Origin of the sequence: Erwinia wuhanensis (genome assembly GCF_030484085.1) — a bacterium.
In the GTDB taxonomy this organism is placed as follows: domain Bacteria; phylum Pseudomonadota; class Gammaproteobacteria; order Enterobacterales; family Enterobacteriaceae; genus Erwinia; species Erwinia aeris.
In genome coordinates this window covers 156,162-174,375 of record NZ_JAUJUH010000004.1, presented here as the reverse complement: position 1 = coordinate 174,375, position 18,214 = coordinate 156,162, and the positions used below count along the sequence as shown (strand labels likewise).

23 protein-coding genes, 1 tRNA gene and 1 pseudogene are annotated in these 18,214 nt (G+C 53.7%); 22 read left to right on the top strand and 3 right to left on the bottom strand.

All coding sequences use genetic code 11. From position 1 onward, the window contains the following. The first annotated feature begins 1 nt into the window (after position 1). The 6 genes and pseudogenes from QZH36_RS11350 (at position 2) to QZH36_RS11325 (ending at position 2,138) form a co-directional block, all read left to right on the top strand. A complete protein-coding gene (locus QZH36_RS11350) occupies positions 2-214 on the top strand; it encodes an HP1 family phage holin (RefSeq protein WP_301730256.1) in 213 nt (70 codons plus the stop codon). After that, complete coding sequence (locus QZH36_RS11345) at positions 201-707, top strand: lysozyme (RefSeq protein ID WP_301730255.1); 507 nt, start codon at positions 201-203, stop codon at positions 705-707. The genes QZH36_RS11350 and QZH36_RS11345 overlap by 14 nt, the downstream gene beginning before the upstream one ends. Continuing rightward, positions 683-1,054, top strand: a pseudogene (locus QZH36_RS11340) (Rz-like lysis system protein LysB); the annotation flags it as partial. The gene QZH36_RS11345 and the pseudogene QZH36_RS11340, both read left to right, overlap by 25 nt. Beyond that, a complete protein-coding gene (lysC, locus tag QZH36_RS11335; protein WP_301730254.1) occupies positions 975-1,295 on the top strand; it encodes an Rz1-like lysis system protein LysC in 321 nt (106 codons plus the stop codon). The pseudogene QZH36_RS11340 and the gene lysC, both read left to right, overlap by 80 nt. Then, the gene (locus QZH36_RS11330) at positions 1,228-1,695 is read left to right on the top strand and encodes a phage tail protein (RefSeq protein WP_301730253.1); all 468 of its coding nucleotides are present in this window, start codon (positions 1,228-1,230) and stop codon (positions 1,693-1,695) included. The genes lysC and QZH36_RS11330 overlap by 68 nt, the downstream gene beginning before the upstream one ends. Then, entirely contained in the window at positions 1,692-2,138 is a 447-nt protein-coding gene (locus tag QZH36_RS11325) for a phage virion morphogenesis protein (RefSeq protein ID WP_301730367.1), read from the top strand. The genes QZH36_RS11330 and QZH36_RS11325 overlap by 4 nt, the downstream gene beginning before the upstream one ends. Positions 2,139-2,364: 226 nt before the next feature. Here the strand turns inward: QZH36_RS11325 and QZH36_RS11320 are convergent, their stop codons facing one another. Both QZH36_RS11320 and QZH36_RS11315 read right to left on the bottom strand, forming a co-directional pair. After that, entirely contained in the window at positions 2,365-5,124 is a 2,760-nt protein-coding gene (locus QZH36_RS11320) for a tyrosine-protein kinase family protein (RefSeq protein ID WP_301730252.1), read from the bottom strand. A 7-nt stretch (positions 5,125-5,131) separates the two neighbouring features. Further along, the gene (locus tag QZH36_RS11315; protein ID WP_301730251.1) at positions 5,132-5,593 is read right to left on the bottom strand and encodes a hypothetical protein; all 462 of its coding nucleotides are present in this window, start codon (positions 5,591-5,593) and stop codon (positions 5,132-5,134) included. Between the two features lie 338 nt (positions 5,594-5,931). On the opposite strand from QZH36_RS11315, the gene QZH36_RS11310 reads away from it, so the two are divergent. From QZH36_RS11310 to QZH36_RS11235, 16 genes are all read left to right on the top strand, one after another. Further along, entirely contained in the window at positions 5,932-6,522 is a 591-nt protein-coding gene (locus QZH36_RS11310) for a phage baseplate assembly protein V (RefSeq protein WP_301730250.1), read from the top strand. Further along, positions 6,522-6,869: a GPW/gp25 family protein gene (locus QZH36_RS11305; RefSeq protein ID WP_301730248.1), complete on the top strand. Its 348-nt coding sequence runs from the start codon at positions 6,522-6,524 to the stop codon at positions 6,867-6,869. The genes QZH36_RS11310 and QZH36_RS11305 overlap by 1 nt, the downstream gene beginning before the upstream one ends. Before the next feature lies 1 nt (position 6,870). Continuing rightward, the gene (locus QZH36_RS11300; protein WP_301730246.1) at positions 6,871-7,779 is read left to right on the top strand and encodes a baseplate assembly protein; all 909 of its coding nucleotides are present in this window, start codon (positions 6,871-6,873) and stop codon (positions 7,777-7,779) included. Continuing rightward, complete coding sequence (locus QZH36_RS11295; RefSeq protein WP_301730245.1) at positions 7,772-8,380, top strand: phage tail protein I; 609 nt, start codon at positions 7,772-7,774, stop codon at positions 8,378-8,380. Before QZH36_RS11300 ends, QZH36_RS11295 begins: the two co-directional genes overlap by 8 nt. After that, entirely contained in the window at positions 8,377-9,492 is a 1,116-nt protein-coding gene (locus tag QZH36_RS11290; protein ID WP_301730243.1) for a phage tail-collar fiber domain-containing protein, read from the top strand. The genes QZH36_RS11295 and QZH36_RS11290 overlap by 4 nt, the downstream gene beginning before the upstream one ends. Next, positions 9,492-10,079 carry a tail fiber assembly protein gene (locus tag QZH36_RS11285; protein ID WP_301730242.1) on the top strand — a complete coding sequence of 196 codons (588 nt, stop codon included), beginning with the start codon at positions 9,492-9,494 and terminating at the stop codon, positions 10,077-10,079. The genes QZH36_RS11290 and QZH36_RS11285 overlap by 1 nt, the downstream gene beginning before the upstream one ends. A gap of 127 nt (positions 10,080-10,206) precedes the next feature. Further along, positions 10,207-10,650 (top strand): STM2901 family protein, encoded by a 444-nt coding sequence (locus QZH36_RS11280; RefSeq protein WP_301730241.1) that lies wholly within the window; start codon positions 10,207-10,209, stop codon positions 10,648-10,650. A gap of 7 nt (positions 10,651-10,657) precedes the next feature. Beyond that, positions 10,658-10,969, top strand: a complete 312-nt coding sequence (locus QZH36_RS11275; RefSeq protein WP_301730240.1) for a DUF1493 family protein — start codon at positions 10,658-10,660, stop codon at positions 10,967-10,969. Between the two features lie 167 nt (positions 10,970-11,136). Then, positions 11,137-12,306 (top strand): phage tail sheath protein, encoded by a 1,170-nt coding sequence (locus QZH36_RS11270; RefSeq protein WP_301730239.1) that lies wholly within the window; start codon positions 11,137-11,139, stop codon positions 12,304-12,306. 10 nt (positions 12,307-12,316) lie between these two features. Beyond that, a complete protein-coding gene (locus tag QZH36_RS11265) occupies positions 12,317-12,826 on the top strand; it encodes a phage major tail tube protein (RefSeq protein ID WP_301730238.1) in 510 nt (169 codons plus the stop codon). Positions 12,827-12,880: 54 nt separating this feature from the next. Continuing rightward, positions 12,881-13,159 carry a phage tail assembly protein gene (locus QZH36_RS11260; protein ID WP_301730237.1) on the top strand — a complete coding sequence of 93 codons (279 nt, stop codon included), beginning with the start codon at positions 12,881-12,883 and terminating at the stop codon, positions 13,157-13,159. Between the two features lie 32 nt (positions 13,160-13,191). Continuing rightward, positions 13,192-13,314: a GpE family phage tail protein gene (locus QZH36_RS11255; RefSeq protein ID WP_301730236.1), complete on the top strand. Its 123-nt coding sequence runs from the start codon at positions 13,192-13,194 to the stop codon at positions 13,312-13,314. Continuing rightward, complete coding sequence (locus QZH36_RS11250) at positions 13,307-15,766, top strand: phage tail tape measure protein (RefSeq protein ID WP_301730234.1); 2,460 nt, start codon at positions 13,307-13,309, stop codon at positions 15,764-15,766. Before QZH36_RS11255 ends, QZH36_RS11250 begins: the two co-directional genes overlap by 8 nt. Before the next feature lies 1 nt (position 15,767). Beyond that, a complete protein-coding gene (locus tag QZH36_RS11245) occupies positions 15,768-16,295 on the top strand; it encodes a phage tail protein (protein WP_301730233.1) in 528 nt (175 codons plus the stop codon). Next, entirely contained in the window at positions 16,292-17,449 is a 1,158-nt protein-coding gene (locus QZH36_RS11240; protein WP_301730231.1) for a phage late control D family tail protein, read from the top strand. The genes QZH36_RS11245 and QZH36_RS11240 overlap by 4 nt, the downstream gene beginning before the upstream one ends. Before the next feature lie 78 nt (positions 17,450-17,527). After that, complete coding sequence (locus tag QZH36_RS11235) at positions 17,528-17,746, top strand: ogr/Delta-like zinc finger family protein (RefSeq protein ID WP_124234400.1); 219 nt, start codon at positions 17,528-17,530, stop codon at positions 17,744-17,746. Positions 17,747-17,888: 142 nt separating this feature from the next. Here the strand turns inward: QZH36_RS11235 and QZH36_RS11230 are convergent. Continuing rightward, a tRNA-Ile gene (locus QZH36_RS11230) sits at positions 17,889-17,964 on the bottom strand. Positions 17,965-18,214: the final 250 nt, after the last annotated feature.

Genomic DNA, 18,214 nt, shown 5'->3' with positions numbered 1-18,214 from the left:
GATGGAGAAAATCAATTCGCTGGTTAACTACCTGATTGGCCTGGTGCTGATGTGGTTCGGCCGCCACACCCCGCAGGATATCGCCTTTATGGTCGGCTCCGGCGTCGCCGTGGTGACGCTGGTGATTAACGTCGCCACGTTTTTTATCAACTGGCACTACCGCCGCAAGACCTATGAGCTACAGCGACAGGGGGTAAACCATGAAGGCCGCTAAACACTGCGCCGTGATCGCCGTGCTGGCAATTGCAACGCTGTTGCCGCAGTACAAAGCCCTGAAGATATCCGACGGCGGATTACGGCTGATTGCCGATGCGGAGGGCTGCCGCACCTCGCCGTACCGGTGCAGCGCCGGAGTCTGGACTAACGGCATCGGCCACACCGCAGGCGTCACGCCGCAAAGTCGGGTCAGCGAACGGCAGGCCGCCGTTAATCTGGTGTATGACGTGATGCGCGTTGAACGTCAGCTTGCCGTCTGCGTGCCGGTCGAGATGCCTCAATCCGTTTACGATGCGCTGGTGAGCTTCTCCTTTAACGTCGGCACTGGCGCGGCCTGTGGGTCAACGCTGGTTGGCTACCTTAAGCGCCAGCAGTGGCGGCAGGCGTGCGGCCAGCTCGACCGCTGGGTATACGTGAACGGCGTGAGCAATGTCGGGCTGGAAAACCGCCGCCAGCGGGAAAAAACATGGTGTTTAAAGGGGGCGTTATGATCCGCCTGTTAACGGCACTGCTGGCCGTGGCGCTCGTGGCGCTGGGCCTGACCGGCTGGCGTCTGAATACGGTAAACGGCCACCTTACAGACGCGCAGCGCATTATCGGCACGCTGTCCGTCGGGATCGAAAGCCGAGATAAGGCGATTACCCGCCTGAACGACGAGGCAAAAGCGGGCCAGAAACGCGAGGCCGCGCTGCGCCTGCTGCAGGGCCGCGCCGGTACTGCGGCCCTTAACCGTGAAATGACCATACAGAGGGAAACCGATGCCAATCCGATTTTACGCGACTGGTCTGCTGCTGCTCTGCCTGCTGACGTTATCCGGCTGCACGCGCGGCCCGCATTCCGCAACGCCCGCGATTATCTGGACTGGCTGTCCGCGCGTGACAAGCTGCCCGCTGCCGGGAAACAGCCTGCAGACACAGGGCGACCTGGCGGCGGATAACCGCCAGTTAGAGGCTGCGCTTGCGTCGTGCGGGCTGCAGGTTGAAATCATCAAAGAATGCCAGGAGCAGCACGATGGAGAAGCCGAAACAGCTACGGCAGGCGCTGACCGACAGCGTGCCGCTGCTGCAGCGAAATCCTGACGGGCTGAATATGTTTATCGACGGCGGGCGCATCGCCTCGACGCTCGCCAGCTCGCTGTCGTTTGAGTACCAGTATCAGCTTAATCTTGTGATAACCGACTACGGCGACGATATCGACCTGCTGATGGTGCCGCTGCTGGCGTGGCTGCGCGAGAACCAGCCGGACATAATGGCGACGGAAGAAAAGCGCCGCACCGGCTTTACCTTTAAGGTGGACGTGTTGAGCGACACGCTGTGCGATATCAGCATTGACCTGCAGCTGACCGAGCGCGTGATCGTGAAACAGGAAGGCGGCGCGCTGCACGTTACCCACGCGGGCGAAAATCCGCTGCCGGATAATGTGGCCCGGCCAACGCAGCTTTACGCGGGCGGCGAGCTGGTCAGCGAGTGGCAGCCATGAACGGGCTGGAGACGTTCGACGCCAGGCTAAACGCGCTAATCGTCAACCTGTCGCCTACTACCCGCAGGGAGATGGCGCGCACCATCGCAAAGCGTCTGCGTGCCACGCAGCAGCAGAATATAAAGCGCCAGCAGGCGCCGGACGGCACGTCGTTTAAGCCGCGCAAGGCACCGGCGCGCAAAAAGAAAGGCTGGATAAAGCGCGAGATGTTCGCAAAGTTGCGGACGGCTAAATACATGAAGGCCAAAGGCACCGCCGACGACGCCGTGGTGGAGTTTACCGGGAACGTGCAGCGCATGGCCCGCGTGCATCATTACGGGCTGCGCGATCGGCCAGCCCGTGGAGGGAAAGAAGTGCGGTATGAGGTGCGGCCACTATTCGGTTTATTGGAAAAAGATTTGGTTATCATAGATGAAATCATTTTACAGAATTTTAAAGAATGATAAGTTTTCGTAATTTTTTATCAGTTTGATTTCGTAGGGCGTGTTTACTTAAATCTTTATAATTATGTTAGCTGCCTCATTTGGAAGTAAAACCAGCGCTTTATATGTAATTAAAAATGAGCATTAATCTTTAGAGTGGGGGGCGGTTAAATTTATTTACTAAGGTGTTTTTAGATAAATAATGCTTTAAATTAATTTAAAGCATTATTTTCATATTGGCTAGTATTTACATGCCTAGATAGTTAGTATAGAGGTAAGCAAATCCATACTTTGTCTTACTTCCAACCATATAGGGTGTTATAATTTTATTAGCTATTAAAACTTGTTTGAATTCATCTAAAGTTCCATTTCTTATAGTTTCATCCTCACTATGATTAGTTTTTACTTCCTCAAGTAATTTATCAAACGAGTATTCATTTAATACATTCCTTTTGTAATCCGAATTGACTTGGTTATTGGAAATGTCTAGGCAGAAATATTTAACAAACTCATTTCCTTTTTCATTCCATAAGTCCTCTAAGTAGTTAACAACTGCACTTTTCCTAACTTGACTGCTGGTACAATAAGCCAACCCTAACACGGCGTTTTTTCTAAATTTCTTTTCGATATCCTGTTCATCTTGAACCTTTATTGCATGTGTAAGTAAATCAATAAAAGGACGTAAGTTTACAGTTTTATCCGCGCTTTGTATGTTGCGATACAGGTCTTCATAAGCCGTGCTTACTCTACCATTATTTTTTACCCGTGGATCTCCGAAGAAAACATTGATCACAGGTTGAATTAAATATTTATCTAGAGGGAGTTGATTATGCTCAAAATCTTTGGTTTTTAATTTTCTTCTAATTTGCGATATGAGTGCCGGACTTGCCAGTGAGTTACCCAGAAATTTAAAGAAACTATCCTTGGAGTAATTGAAAACTATTTTTAGAAAGTATGAAAATATCTCATCTTGAGACCACTCTAAGTTTATTATTCTTGCACTAAAAGAGCTCTTGTTAGTAAGATTACCTAACCGTTCATAAAGGTCGCGTCGCAAGAATAATTTAGGATGTATGTTATCATAAGCAAATCGCATAGCAATTTTAACCAATGGTGAAACAACATCATTCCATAGGAAAGGTTTTACAATATTGTCCAATTGGTCAAATGTTATGACTAATCTTTTACTCTCGCTCTTTAACCTATTGTTTATATCGCTTAATTCCTCTTCGATTTTTGCGTAGGAGATAGGATCATTAATGAGGTTTATGATCTTATCCTGCGCACCGAAATTTCCGAGATTAATTAATAATTCTTTATTTTCTCCGGCATAATTGCCTCTGGCACAGATGGCATTCCAAATGTAAAACATCCAAAACCGCTTGATAAATAGTTCATCCTTGATGTAATTATCGAAGCCTATAAATTCAAAGTTGTCTTTCTCAAAATTTGTGATATTTAAAACTTGGTAATCCAAGTGAGCCCTTTGGGCTTTAGATGTTAACATTTTAAAAAAGCTATCTATTTGAAGGGCTTTATAAAATGCGGTTTTCCCTGTCCCTTTATCCCCAAGGAGAATGTTTTTTTCGGGTATAAATAAATCTTCCATGCAAGGGCGAAAGTAAAAGTATCTATTTATATATTCATCAGAATATTCTATGTTTTCTGCATAGAGGTTAGGCAATTTATCCTTCACATTATTTAATATTTCATCCTGCAAAGAAATACTTTTTATACTATTTTGTGTTTCATTTATTTCTATTTCCTCATCCGAGAGTAAGGGTGCATCATCTTCTTTAGTTTGATTGTCTAGTGCACTTTTTTCTTTAAGTGATTGAGTTGGGTAAGAAGTTACATCATAAATATATTTAAAGAATTTTTGATATTGAATCGAACCGTTTTCACCACTTATAAAATCATCTAAATCGTCACTATCTTCTAATGAAGTACCTATAAATTCTAATGTGTTTTGCCTGTCAAAATAGAATACCTCAGCATCAAATGATGATAAACCTTTTATCTGATTAGAAAAGTTGTTGTATCGGCGACTGAAATTACTGCTCAATATAGAAAGGATAAAGCAAGAATTAACGTTATTTTCGTTTAATGTTTTAGTTACATACTCGATACCAGGCTGGTTTTGTGCATCATCCCCCGCCAAAACAACAACAGTGCTGGATAATTGACACAGGCAACCAAATATATTATTAAACCCTGTTCTGGAGTCAATTAATATTACGTCAGGACTATATTTTTCATTAATGTCATCCAATAAGCCATTTAATACGCTAGTTAACTTTGAGCTTTGCAAGTCTATCTTTGCAAGTCCTTCTAAGTAACTAGTTAAATCCTCGCTATTATGTAATATATTACCTGCAGGTAGCATATTTATAACGCCGCTTCCCGAGTAATTTTTTTCTATATTATATATATAATCTTCAATGTTACAATCTTGAGTATACTCTTTATCATTGAGATACTCTACTAAGCCGCTCTTATTAATAGCAGCTTGGGAAGTGTTAAAGAAATTTATTAATCCAGGCGCTTCAAAATCGCAATCAATGACAAAGACTTTTTTACCCTGCCGAGATAAATAGGTTGCTGTTAAAGCTAGCGAGGTAGTTCTTCCCACCCCACCTTTATAACTAAAAAATGTGACGACATTTCCTCTTCTTAGAACATTGCCGTTCTTCATATCAAGAAGCGCAGTTAGCGAGCGCCTTAAACCAATTGATATTCTTTCTCCTTCAAAATGATGGGAGTGGTCATCATCTTTCGAAGCTTTTAAGCTTAAAAATGATAATTCGATTTTTTTATTATTAAATTCATTAATATCAATTTCACTAAAGTAAATTTCATCAATGCTTTTTACATCATCACTAACAATGTACACTTCAACAACTTGGTTTATTCTTAGTTCAATGTAAAAGTTTTTAATGGTTTTTTTATTAATATTCTCTACTAAATCATTATGTAGTCTTTTTATGAAATCAACTGATTTTAACATTATCAACCTACATTTTTTTGAGGAATTTATTTGTGTGTTTGTAAAGCTCTTTTACCTTGCTATAATCAAAAGCAATATTGGAGTACCGAACTTCAGGAGACCAGCTTCTTAGTAATGCATTTATTTCCTCGTCATCGCTTAGATGATTCATATCCCCTATCAGCGAATCTAGGCTATTTTGAAGTTTAGAGAAATCATGTGTTTTTATTTGTTTTCTATAATTTATTCCTACCTTATTGCACTCAGTATCATTGACCTCAAATTCTTTACCGAAATTGCTAAGTTCAAATATTTTAAATTTTAATGAGCACTCTATAATGTAGCCAGTTAAATAATATAATGAACCAACTAAGAACTTATAATCGTCTGTATCTAACTCATTATCAATTATTATTTCTATTTTTTCATTCAATACTCTGCATGCATGATTATGCCTTTTGGCAGACGATAGGTAATCAGGATATTTCATCAAAAAAACCTCATTTTTCCTTTTCTGACAATCATAGCAGGAGTGCTTTTGTAAATGAAGTGTTCATTAATTGTTAGAAGCTAAGCCCTCTAACCGGATAATTGAGGTTAATGCATTAATTATCATATAGTTAAGGTGAGTTCAAGCTGAGATAACTCACATGTTAAGAGCCTAAGTTATCACTGCTTAAGTTAGATTTGATGGCTCTTTGCTGATGACTATTTTGTTTTCAAAAATTGTTAGATAAGCGGTGCCAAGGAACTAGTGGTTCTGTTTGCCTAACCTTCAATGAACACTCCATTTTTGAGTACGCTTAAATTAACTGGCACTCTTCTTATATGAACTCACAAACCCCAGAAATCCTGCGCCTGTTGCGCAACCTGATCCGCATCGGCACCGTGTCCGCCGTCAATCTCGACGACGGGCTGTGCCGCGTTGATACCGGTAATAACACAACCAACTGGCTGCACTGGCTGACCGCCCGTGCCGGTCGTACCCGTTCATGGAATGCGCCGTCGGTCGGCGAGCAGGTGCTTGTCCTGTGCCTGGGCGGCGAGCTGGACACCGGCTTTATTTTGCCGGGCGTGTTCTCTGACGACAACCCGGCACCGTCGGCATCCGCTGACGCGCTGCACTGGTCGTTTCCCGACGGCGCGATGATTGAGTACGAGCCTTCCAGCGGCGCGCTGAAGGCAACCGGCATACAGACCGCAACCATACAGGCCGCCGTCAAAATCATGCTGGACTCGCCCGAAGTGGAATGCTCGGCGCTGCTGAAAGCCGCCACGCTGGAAGTGACCGGCGGCGGCACGATGAAAGGCGACGTTCAGCACAGCGGCGGCAGCTTTACCTCTAACGGCGTGGTCGTGCATTCCCACAAACACGGCGGCGTGAAGTCCGGCAGCGACACATCGGGAGGGCCGCAGTAATGACCGTGAGATATTCCGGCATGAGCCGCGACACCGGCGGGTCGCTGACCGACCTTGACCATATTCGCCAGTCCGTGCGCGACATTCTTTTAACGCCGGTCGGTTCCCGCGTGATGCGCCGCAGCTACGGCTCGCTGCTATCCGCGCTGATTGACCAGCCGCAAAACGAGGTGCTGCGCCTGCAGATTATGTCGGCCTGCTATATGGCGATTTTGCAATGGGAGCCGCGCATCAGGCTGACCGGCATTTCCTACGAATCCGCGTTCGACGGCGGCATGGTGGTAGAAATCACTGGCAGCCGCACCGACACCGCGCAGGATTTTTCCCTAACCGTTCCCGTGAGCTGATATGGCAACTATCGACCTGAGCCAGCTACCCGCGCCCGACGTGGTGGAAGCGCTGGACTATGAAACCTTACTCAATGAGCGCAAGGCCACGCTGGTATCGCTGTATCCGGCGGAGCAGCAGGACGCTGTTGCGCGCACGCTGGCGCTGGAGTCCGAGCCGGTAGTGAAGCTGCTGCAGGAAAACGCATACCGCGAGGTTATCCTGCGCCAGCGCGTCAACGAGGCGGCAAAGGCCGTCATGGTGGCCTATGCCCTGGCGGATGATTTAGACCAGCTCGGCGCAAACAACGGCGTTACCCGCCTGACGCTGACGGCTGCCGACGATACCACAACCCCGCCGACTGCCGCCGTGATGGAAAGCGACGACGATTACCGCGTGCGCATCGCCGCTGCCTTTGAGGGGCTGAGCGTGGCCGGGCCGTCCGGCGCGTATGAGTACCACGCAAAAAGCGCCGACGGTCGTGTGGCCGATGCATCCGCCATCAGCCCGTCGCCCGCCTGCGTCACCATCACCGTGCTGTCGCGCGAGGGCAACGGCGAGGCGGCCGACGACCTGCTGGCCGTGGTGGATGCCGCCTTAAACGATGAGGACGTGCGCCCGGTGGCCGACCGGGTAACGGTGCAGTCGGCGGCGATTGTGGATTACGCCGTTGAAGCCGTGTTGTACCTCTATCCGGGGCCGGAAGCTGAACCGATACGCACAGCCGCCGAGGAAAAGCTTGCCGCCTTTGTCAGCGCGCAGGCCCGTCTCGGCCGGGATATCCGCAAATCGGCTTTATACGCTGCGCTTCACGTTGAAGGCGTGCAGCGCGTGGAGCTGGCGCAGCCCGCCGCCGACGTGGTGCTGGATAAAACGCAGGCCGCCTACTGCACCGGCTACGGCATTACGGTCGGGGGGGCGGATGAGTGATCGCCTGCTGCCGTCGAGCTCGTCGGCGCTGGAGGTGGCCGCCGCCGAAGCCTGCGCCACGATTGAAGCCATCCCGGCACCGCTGCGCCGGTTATGGAACCCGCAAACCTGCCCGGTGGAGCTGCTGCCGTATCTCGCCTGGGCGTGGTCGGTTGACCGGTGGGATACCGGCTGGAGCGAGTCCACAAAGCGCGCCGTGGTGTCGGCCTCGCAGTACGTGCATAAGCATAAAGGCACGCTCGGCTCGATCCGGCGCGTGGTGGAGCCGCTCGGCTACCTGATCCGCATCGTTGAATGGTGGAAAACCGGCGGCGAGCCGGGCACGTTTCGCCTCGATGTGGGTGTGCTGGATACCGGCATTACCGAAGAAATGTATAACGAGCTGGAGCGCCTGATTGCCGACGCGAAGCCGTGCAGCCGCCACCTTATCGGGCTGTCGATTAACCTCGACGCCAGCGGCGCACTGCCGGTTGGTGCCGCCTGCTACAGCGGCGACGAGCTGACGGTTTACCCCTATACCCCTGAACTTATCAGCGTCGGCGGGCCGGTTTATTCCGGCGCGGCGGTGCATCTTATTGACCTGACGGAGGTGAGCACATGACCACGAAATATTTTGCCCTGCTGACCAGCCAGGGCGCGGCAAAGCTGGCGAACGCTGCGACGCTCGGCACAAAGCTGCAGATTACCGAAATGGCCGTGGGCGACGGCGGCGGCACGCTGCCCACGCCCGATGCGGCGCAGACAAAGCTTATCGGCGAAAAGCGCCGGGCCTCGCTGAACGCGCTGACCATTGACGCGGCCAACAGCAGCCAGATTATTGCCGAGCAGATTATCCCCGAAAGCGAGGGCGGTTTCTGGATACGCGAAATCGGGCTGTTTGACGCCGACGGCGTGCTGATTGCGGTTGCCAACTGCGCGGAGACCTACAAGCCGCAGCTCGCCGAGGGCAGCGGCCGCACGCAGACCGTGCGCATGATTTTAATCGTCAACAGTACAAGCGCGGTGACGCTGAAAATCGACCCGTCCGTGGTGCTGGCAACGCGGCAGTATGTGGGCAACGCGGTGATTGAGGTGAAGGCTTACGCTGACAAGGCACTGGCCGCGCACGTTGCCGCCGCCAATCCGCACAGCCAGTACCTGCAAACGGCTAACGCATTGAGTGAAATCAAAGAGGCCGGACTGGTAACGGAAGCACTTGAGGCTTTAGCGCTGGGCGACGGTTCGGCGGTGCCAGTTGGCGTGCCGCTACCTTACCCGGCGGCAACCGCACCGGACGGCTGGCTGAAGTGCAACGGCGCATCGTTCAGTGCCACGACCTATCCGCTGCTGGCGAAGGTCTATCCGTCGCTGAAACTGCCCGACCTGCGCGGCGAGTTTATTCGTGGCTGGGACGACGGGCGCGGCGTGGATAACGGGCGCGGGATTGGCACCGCGCAGGGCGCAACCAGCATCCGCACGGCGGCGCTGGACTATTACGGCGCTGACAGCACCACTACAAACGCCACGGTCGGCACGGCCTTCAGTAAGGCCGACTCTGTAACCATCTCGCAGCCTGCCGATGCGCAGGCACCGGCAAATGGCGCGCTGGGGACGGTTTTGAGTGATAACAGCATGGTTGCCGAGCAGAAGCAGAGCGGAAGCGTGGCAAGCAGCCAGTGGATTTCAGTACGTCCGCGAAACATTGCATTTAACTACATCGTGAGGGCCGCATAATGGCAACGATTACCCTGGATAAAAGCGGCCTGGCGAAAGCGTCCGGCACGCTGAAGGTTTATAACTACGACAGCCTGTCCGGCGAGTTTACCGGCGCAACGGATGAATATTTACCGCAGGGCGTGGGCGTCCCGGCGTGCGCCTGCAGCAGCGCGCCGCCTTCTGCAGAGTCGGGTTTTGTAGCAGTTTACCGGGACGGCGGCTGGCAGACCGTGGCCGATCACCGGGGCGAAACAGTTTATTTCACGGCGGACGGCTCGGCGACAGCAATCACTGCGCCGGGTGATTACCCGGCAGGCATCACCACGCAGGCACCGGCAACCGCGTTTGATAAGTGGGATGGCGAAAAATGGGTAACGGACAGTGACGCGCAGCAGGCTGCAGCGGTGAGCGAAGCCGAAGCGGAAAAGGCAGCGCGCATCAGTGAAGCCAATACTACGACGCAGGCATGGCAGACGCAGCTGAGGCTCGACATTATCACGGATGCGGATAAGGCATCGCTTACCGCGTGGATGAAGTACGTGCAGGCCGTGCAGGCCGTTGATACCGCCGCACCGGATATTGTCTGGCCGGAAGAGCCTGCGTGATCAAACCCGTTTATGTTTGTCATTTTGGGAAACCATGCACGAAGAATTATAAAGTTTTGTTTTAGTATGGACTGAGTAAAAAGCAGGCGTTAGGATATCTTGTTTATTGAGAATAAAGAGGAAAGGTATGGATACGGTAGAGCAGCTGAATGGAAAATATTTCTTCGATGGAATGAGCGTTGATGGCGATGAACTTTTGCTCTGGTTAATACTTGATGAATTCAGAAAAAGATTTAGTGAAATCACAGATATTGTGGCTGTCGCCTCAATATTATCAAGTTTTCCTGTTATCCCTGTCAGAGGAAAATTGGACGCCGAAAAAGCGACTAGGGGAACAAGCCCCCTTTCAATGATGAGCCGGATGTATATTCGTCAGAGATTTAAGAAGCCACGGCGAACAATTACCTGGAAGAAAATGTTACGTGGTGAATGGGCCTATACGACAAGTGTCGGAGCTTATGTCGGGCGTTGGGTTCCGTGGATTGGAGCTGCGATAACGGCTTACGATCTCTCTATTATTACCCGGAATGTTATTCACCGATATAAATTAATAACAGGGGTAAGAGGGTAACGACGGTATGAATAAAGCTGAAGCTGTACGCAACCTGATTGCTAAATATTTTTGGGCGATGTCCGATGATGCTTCCCTGAGTACAGGTAAGAAAAGCGTGTTGCCTGAAGAGGCCAGTGATTTTATTGAAGAGTATGCTTCTTCGCTTCAAGTCGATATGAAAAATTTTGACTTCAGGAAATATTTCCCTAATGAGGGCGTTCGGTTTTTACCCAACGCCATTTTGCCAAAATTTATGCGCAGTGATGATAATCAGCCCGAGCCATTAACAGTTCATATGCTGATTGAATCTGCTGAAGCGGGGCGTTGGCTTTACTGATAGTTGTAACATAGGCCATTTGTAAGAGACGTTAAAATCTTTAGCAAAACAGATATCAACTGGCTGGAGTCATCTTCTGTCCGCTGATCCTTCAGCAAACCCCAATCGCATGCACTGCCCCGCCTGACCTGACAATCTGAGCGCACCTATTACACGGAGTGCATCAGATGTCTGATTATCATCACGGTGTCCGCGTCGTCGAAATCAACGACGGCACGCGCACCATTTCCACCGTCTCCACGGCGATTGTCGGGCTGGTCTGTACCGCCGACGACGCCGACGCGACCGCTTTCCCGCTGAACACACCGGTACTGTTAACCAACGTGCAGGCCGGTATTGCGAAAGCCGGTAAAAAAGGCACGCTGGCCGCGTCCCTGCAGGCGATTGCCGACCAGTCTAAACCGGTAACGGTAGTAGTGCGCGTGGCTGAAGGCGCGACCGAAGCGGAAACCATCTCCAATATCATCGGCACCACCGACGAAAACGGCCAGTATACCGGCATGAAGGCGCTGTTAAGCGCGCAGACCCAGCTCGACGTCAAGCCACGTATTCTCGGCGTGCCGGGCCTCGATTCGCTGGAGGTAGCGACCGCGCTTGCCAGCATCGCGCAGCAGCTGCGCGCCTTCTGCTACGTCTCGGCGTGGAACTGTAAAACCGTTTCCGACGCCATGAAGTACCGAGAGAACTTCAGTCAGCGCGAAATCATGGTTATCTGGCCGGATTTCATTGCCTGGAACACCACGGCCAACGCGTCCGAAACCGCCTACGCCACCGCCCGCGCGCTGGGCCTGCGCGCCAAAATCGACAACGATACCGGCTGGCACAAGACGCTTTCTAACGTCGGCGTGAACGGCGTCACCGGTATTTCGGCGGGCGTCTTCTGGGACTTACAGCAGACCGGCACCGACGCCGACCTGCTTAACGAAGCCTGCGTGACCACCCTTATCCGCAAGGACGGCTTTCGCTTCTGGGGCAACCGCACCTGCAGCGACGATCCGCTGTTCGCGTTTGAGAACTACACCCGCACTGCGCAGGTACTGGCCGACACGATGGCCGAGGCGCATATGTGGGCCAACGACAAGCCGCTGACGCCGGTACTGGTGCGCGAGATTATCGCGGGCATCAATGCCAAATTCCGCGAGCTGGTCAACGCCGGTTATCTGCTGGGCGCGTCGTGCTGGTATGACGAGGCGGCCAACGACAAGGACACGCTGAAGGCGGGCAAGCTGTCGATTGACTACGACTACACGCCGGTGCCACCGCTGGAAGATTTAACCCTGCGCCAGCGTATCACCGACTCTTATCTGGCGAACTTCGCCGCGTCCGTTAACAGCTGAGGACTGAAAAATGGCACTGCCACGAAAACTCAAGGGGATGAACCTCTTTAACGACTCAAACAGCTATCAGGGCGTCGTGACCAGCGTCACGCTGCCGAAGCTGAGCCGCAAGCTCGACCCATTCCGGGGCGGCGGCATGAGCGGCGCGGCGCATATTGATATGGGCCTGGACGACGACGCGCTGGATATCGAATGGAGCATCGGTGGTATTGACGAGCTGGTGCTGACGCAGTGGGGCGCAACTTCCGTGCCGCTGCGCTTTACCGGCTCTTACCAGCGCGACGACACCGGCGAGGAAATCCCGGTGGAGATTGAGGTGCGCGGCAAGCATCAGGCGTTTGATTTTGGCGAGGCCAAACAGGGCGAGGATACCGAAACCAAAATCACCACCAAATGCACCTATTACAAAATGACCTTTAACGGCAAGGAGCTGATTGAAATCGACACCATCAACATGGTGGAAAAGGTCAACGGCACCGACCGTCTGGAGCAGCGTCGTAAAAATATCGGCCTCGTTTAACCCCTGAGCCAGCGCCCGGCGCTGGCCTTATCCCCTTTTACAGAGAGAGCAGTCATGGAAAACAAAGAAAATATCGTCACCCTGGAAACCCCGGTTATGCGCGGCGAGCAGGCAATCAGTACCGTTGAGGTGATTAAACCCAACTCCGGCGCGCTGCGCGGCACCCGTCTTGCCGACCTTGCAGGCTCGGACGTGGACGCGCTGATTACCGTGCTGCCGCGCATCACGCTGCCGACGCTGACAAAGGCGGAATGCCTGAACCTCGATCCGGCTGACCTGATTGCGCTGGCCGGTAAGGTGATCGGTTTTTTGTCGCCGAAGTCGGACGAGTAAGCTGGCCCAAAGCGCTGACCGTTAACGAGCTGATGGCGGACATAGCTACCGTGTTTCACTGGCCGCCGTCTGAAATGTACGACATGCCGCTGGGCGAGCTTATCGACTGGCGGCACAAGGCTGTCGTGCGCAGCGGAGTAAAGACCGATGAATAACCTCAAGTTGCAGGTGCTGCTGAAGGCGGTAGACCAGGCGTCGCGCCCGTTTAAAGCCATTCAGAACCAGACGAAAGCGCTGGCGGGCGGCATCCGCGACACGCAAAGCAGCCTGAAGGAGCTGAACGCACAGGCGGCAAAGATTGACGGCTTTCGCAAGGCGAGCGGTCAGCTTGCGGTCACGCAGCAGAGCCTGAAGGATGCCAAAGCCGAAGCGGCCGCGTTGGCCGTGGCCTTTAAAAACACTGAAAAGCCCACCACGGCGCAGGCCCGCGCGCTGGAGAAAGCCCGGCAGGCGGCCAGCGCGCTGCAGACCAAAACCAACGGCCTGCGCCTGTCGGTGCAGCAGCAGCGCGAGGCGCTGAACGCCGCAGGTATCTCTACCAAAAGCCTCGGCAACGAGCAGCAGCGGCTGAAAACCGCCGCCGCACAGGCGACCGTCACCCTGAGCCGTCAGAAAATGGAGCTGCAGCGCCTGAGTCAGCAGCAGGAGCGGCTGAACCAGACCGGCGAGCGCTACCGTAAGGGCCAGGAAATGTCGGCGAAGATGCGCAACGTTGGCGCGGCCGGTGTTGGTGCCGCCACGGTTGGCGCGGTCGCGGCCTCTTCCGTTCTGCGTCCGGGCTACGACTTTGCGCTGGCCAATTCCACGCTGCAGGCGACGCTCGGCCTTGATAAAAACTCCGCCGACTTTCAGTCGCTGCGCACCCAGGCGCGCAGCATCGGCGACAACACGGCGGCCTCGGCCAACGACGCCGCGCAGGCGCAGATCGTTATCGCTAAATCGGGCGGAAGCGTTGACGACATCAGGGCGGCCACGCCGGTAACGCTGAATATGTCGCTGGCGAACAACCGCACGATGGAGGAAAGCGCAAAGCTCTTAATGAGCACGAAGAATGCCTTCGGACTGGCTAACAGCCAGGTCGCGCACCTGGGCGACGTGATTTCCAACACGCTCAACAAAACGGCGGCGGATTTTGACGGGCTGAACGACGCGTTAACCTACATCGCGCCAGTTGCCAAAAATGCGGGCGTCAGCGTGGAGCAGACCACGGCAATGATCGGCGCACTGGCGAAAGAAGGCACCACCGGCAGCATGGCCGGGACGGGCGTGCGCGCCATGCTGCTGCGCGTGCAGGCGCCAACCGGCGAAGCGGGAAAGGCGATAAAAGAGCTGGGCGTAAATACCGCCGACAGCAAGGGCAATATGCGGCCGTTCTTCACCATCCTGAAGGAGATGCAAAAATCCTTTGAAAAGAACAAGCTCGGCACGGCGCAGCAGGCGGAATACCTGAAGACCATTTTCGGCGAGGAAGCCGCGTCTTCGGCGGTCACGCTGATGAAGTCCGCTGCCAGCGGCCAGCTTGACGAGCTGACAAAAACCTTTCAGGGATCGGACGGCAGCACGGCAAAGCTGGTTAACGTGCAGCAGGATAACCTCGGCGGCGACTTAAAGGAGCTGCAGTCGGCGAAAGAGGCTATTGGCACCGATCTCTTTGACGGCCTCGATAAAACCCTGCGTTCGCTGACCAAAGAAACCACGGAATTTTTGCTGAACGTGGACGGCTGGATCCAGAAAAACCCGGTGCTGGCCGGAGGTATTGCGAAAGCCGCGACGGCGGGCCTGATTTTTGTGGGCGCGCTGGGCGCTATCGGCCTGATTGCCTGGCCGGTCATGGCCGGGGTAAACGCCATTATTGCGGGCGTGGGCCTGCTGGGCACCGTATTTAGCGTGGTAGGCGGCGCGATTACCACCGCGCTTGGCGCTATCACGCTGCCGGTCGTGCTTGTGGTCGCCGCCATCGTGGCCGGGGCGCTGCTTATCCGTAAATACTGGCAGCCCATCAAGGCATTTATAGGCGGCGTGGCCGAGGGCTTTAAGGCTGCAGCAGGGCCAATAAGCGACGCCTTTGCGCCGCTAAAGCCCGTCTTTGACTGGCTGATGGAAAAAATTAAGGCCGCATGGAACTGGTTTAAAAAGCTACTGGAGCCGGTGAAATCCACGCAGGCGGAGCTGAAAAGCGCCGGGGATATGGGTAAAAAGTTCGGCAATGCGCTGGCCGAGGGGCTGAAGATACCCGGCAAGGCGCTCGACCAGCTTACAAGCGGCATCAGCTGGATGCTGGAAAAGCTGCACCTTATCGACTCAAAATCCGACGACCTTAAAGACAAGGTGCCGGGAGGCGATCCGAGCAATCCAAAGGATAAGCATGACCCGGTCGCGCCGAACGGCCTGCCGTGGAGCCTGGCCGATACCGGCACACCGTATAAGCCGGTAACGTCACCGGCGGCGGGCGGCTACAGCGACCAGAGCCAGAACAGCTATCAGTACGATATCCACATGCATCCGGGCATGACCAAAGACGACGCGCTGGCACTGATGGCGGAGCATCAGGCCCGCGAGCAACGCAAACGCCAGGCGCAGCAGCGCAGCAAAATGGGATGGGAATAACATGATGATGATTTACGGGCTGCTACCGTTTATGCGCCAGACGCTGCCCTATTCGGACATGCAGCAGAATATCGACTACCGCTGGCCCACAAACAGCCGCGTCGGGCAGCGGGCGTCGGCGCAGTTCCTCGGCGTGGGCGATGAAAAAATCACGCTAACCGGCGAGCTACGCCCGGAGGTGACCGGTGGTGCGGTTTCACTACTGAGCTTTAAGCTGCTGGCCGACGAGGGCCGGGCGTGGCCGCTGATTGGCGGTAACGGCACCATTTACGGCATGTATGTGATGGAGAACTTTTCCGCCTCGCACAGCGAGTTTTTAAGCAATGGTAGCGCGCTGAAAATCACCTTCACGCTGAGCCTGAAGCGCGTTGACGAGTCGCTGACGTCGATGTTCGGCGACCTGCAGAAGCAGGCCGACGGGCTGATAAGCGGCGCGAGGAGCCTGCCGGGCCAGGTCACGTCGGCAATCAGCCAGGTAAAAAATGCCGCCGCCAGCGTGAGCGCAACCGTGGGCGGGCTGCTGTCATGAGTATCAGCAGCATGGCAATACAGGCGGGCGCGCAGATGGCCCCGGACTTTATGCTGTCGGTGAACTCCAAAGACGTAACGGCCAATATCCGCGACCGGCTTATCTCGCTGACGCTGACGGATAACCGTGGCTTTGAGGCCGACCAGCTCGACCTTGAGCTGGACGACGCTGACGGGCTGCTGGCGATGCCGGTGCGCGGCGCGGTGATTAAGCTGTTTCTCGGCTGGAAGGGGCAGGCGCTGGTCCGCAAAGGCGAGTTTACGGTGGATGAGGTGGAGCACCACGGCGCGCCAGATACCATGACGATTCGGGCGCGCAGCGCGGACTTTCGCGGCTCGCTGAATTCCCGGCGTGAGGTGTCGTATCACAATACCACCCTGGGCGAGGTCGTGAAGCAGATAGCGGAGCGCAACAAGCTAAGCCCCGTGCTGGCCGACGGCTTCGCCGCGCAGGCAGTGAGCCATATTGACCAGACGCAGGAAACCGATGCGGCATTCCTGACGCGGCTTGCCACGCTGTATGGCGCGGTGGCGGCGGTAAAAGCCGGAAAGCTGCTGTTTCTGCGGCCGGGCAGCGGCGTCACGGTCAGCGGCAAGCCCATTCCGCAGCTGACCCTTACCCGGCAGGACGGCGACCGGCACAGCTTCAGCATTGCCGACCGTGGCGCATATACCGGCGTATCGGCCAGCTGGCTGCACACCAAAGACCCGAAGCCGAAAAAGGTAAAGGTGAAGCGCAAGCCGAAAGAGCAGCACCTGCGCGCGCTGGAGCACCCGGCGGCGAAAAAGAAAAAGGCCACAGCAGCCAAAACGCCGGAGGCAAAGGAGGGCGACTATCTGGCCGGCACGGAAGATAACGTGTTTGCGCTGACTACGGTTTACGCAACCAAAGCCGCTGCGATGCGGGCCGCAAAGGCCAAATGGGACAAGCTGCAGCGTGGCGTTGCTGAGTTCTCGCTGACGCTTGCAATGGGGCGGGCGGATCTCTTCCCGGAAACGCCGGTAAAAGTCAGCGGGTTTAAGGCAGTGATCGACGCGCAGCCGTGGCTAATCAGCAAGGTAACGCACAGCCTGAGCGGCAGCGGATATACGACAGCGCTGGAGTTTGAGGTGTTGCTGTTGGATGTTGAGTATGAAACTGAATCAGAAAATTAAAACTCACCTTAAGTGAATTTTATTGTTATTTTTGTAGGTTTGAGTTATTAAGGCAGTGTACACAAGGAGAACGCTACCATGATGCATTGCCCGCTTTGCCAGACCGCTGCCCATGCCAAAAGCAGCCGCTATATCTCACGCGAGACAAAAGAACGTTATCACCAGTGCCAGAACATTAACTGCAGCTGTACCTTCAAAACGCACGAAAGCATAGCGGGGATGATCGTCTCGCCGGGCCAGACTAACAAGGTGCCAATTTTTACACACAACGACAGACAGCCATCATTGCTTCACTGACAGCCCGCGAAAGCGGGTTTTTTTGTACCTGCGTTCAGAAGGGCCAAAAAAGTCATGCGACACTTTTGCGACACTGGCTACCACAAACAAAAAAGCCACTCCTTGCGAAGTGGCTTAACTGCATGATTTACATCATTAAATCTGGTGGCCCCTGCTGGACTTGAACCAGCGACCAAGCGATTATGAGTCGCCTGCTCTAACCACTGAGCTAAGGGGCCTGTGGCGCGGGATTATAAAGTAACTTGCGGATGCAATCCAGCTATCCACCACTGTTTGTCTGTTTTTTAGGCATCAGGTTAAATGTAGAAATGATTGAATAACAAACTATTATCCTGCCACCTGCCACCTGCCACCTGCCACCTGCCACCTGCCACCTGCCACCTGCCACCTGCCACCTGCCACCTGCCACCTGCCACCTGCCACCTGCCACCTGCCACCTGCCACCTGCCACCTGCCACCTGCCACCTG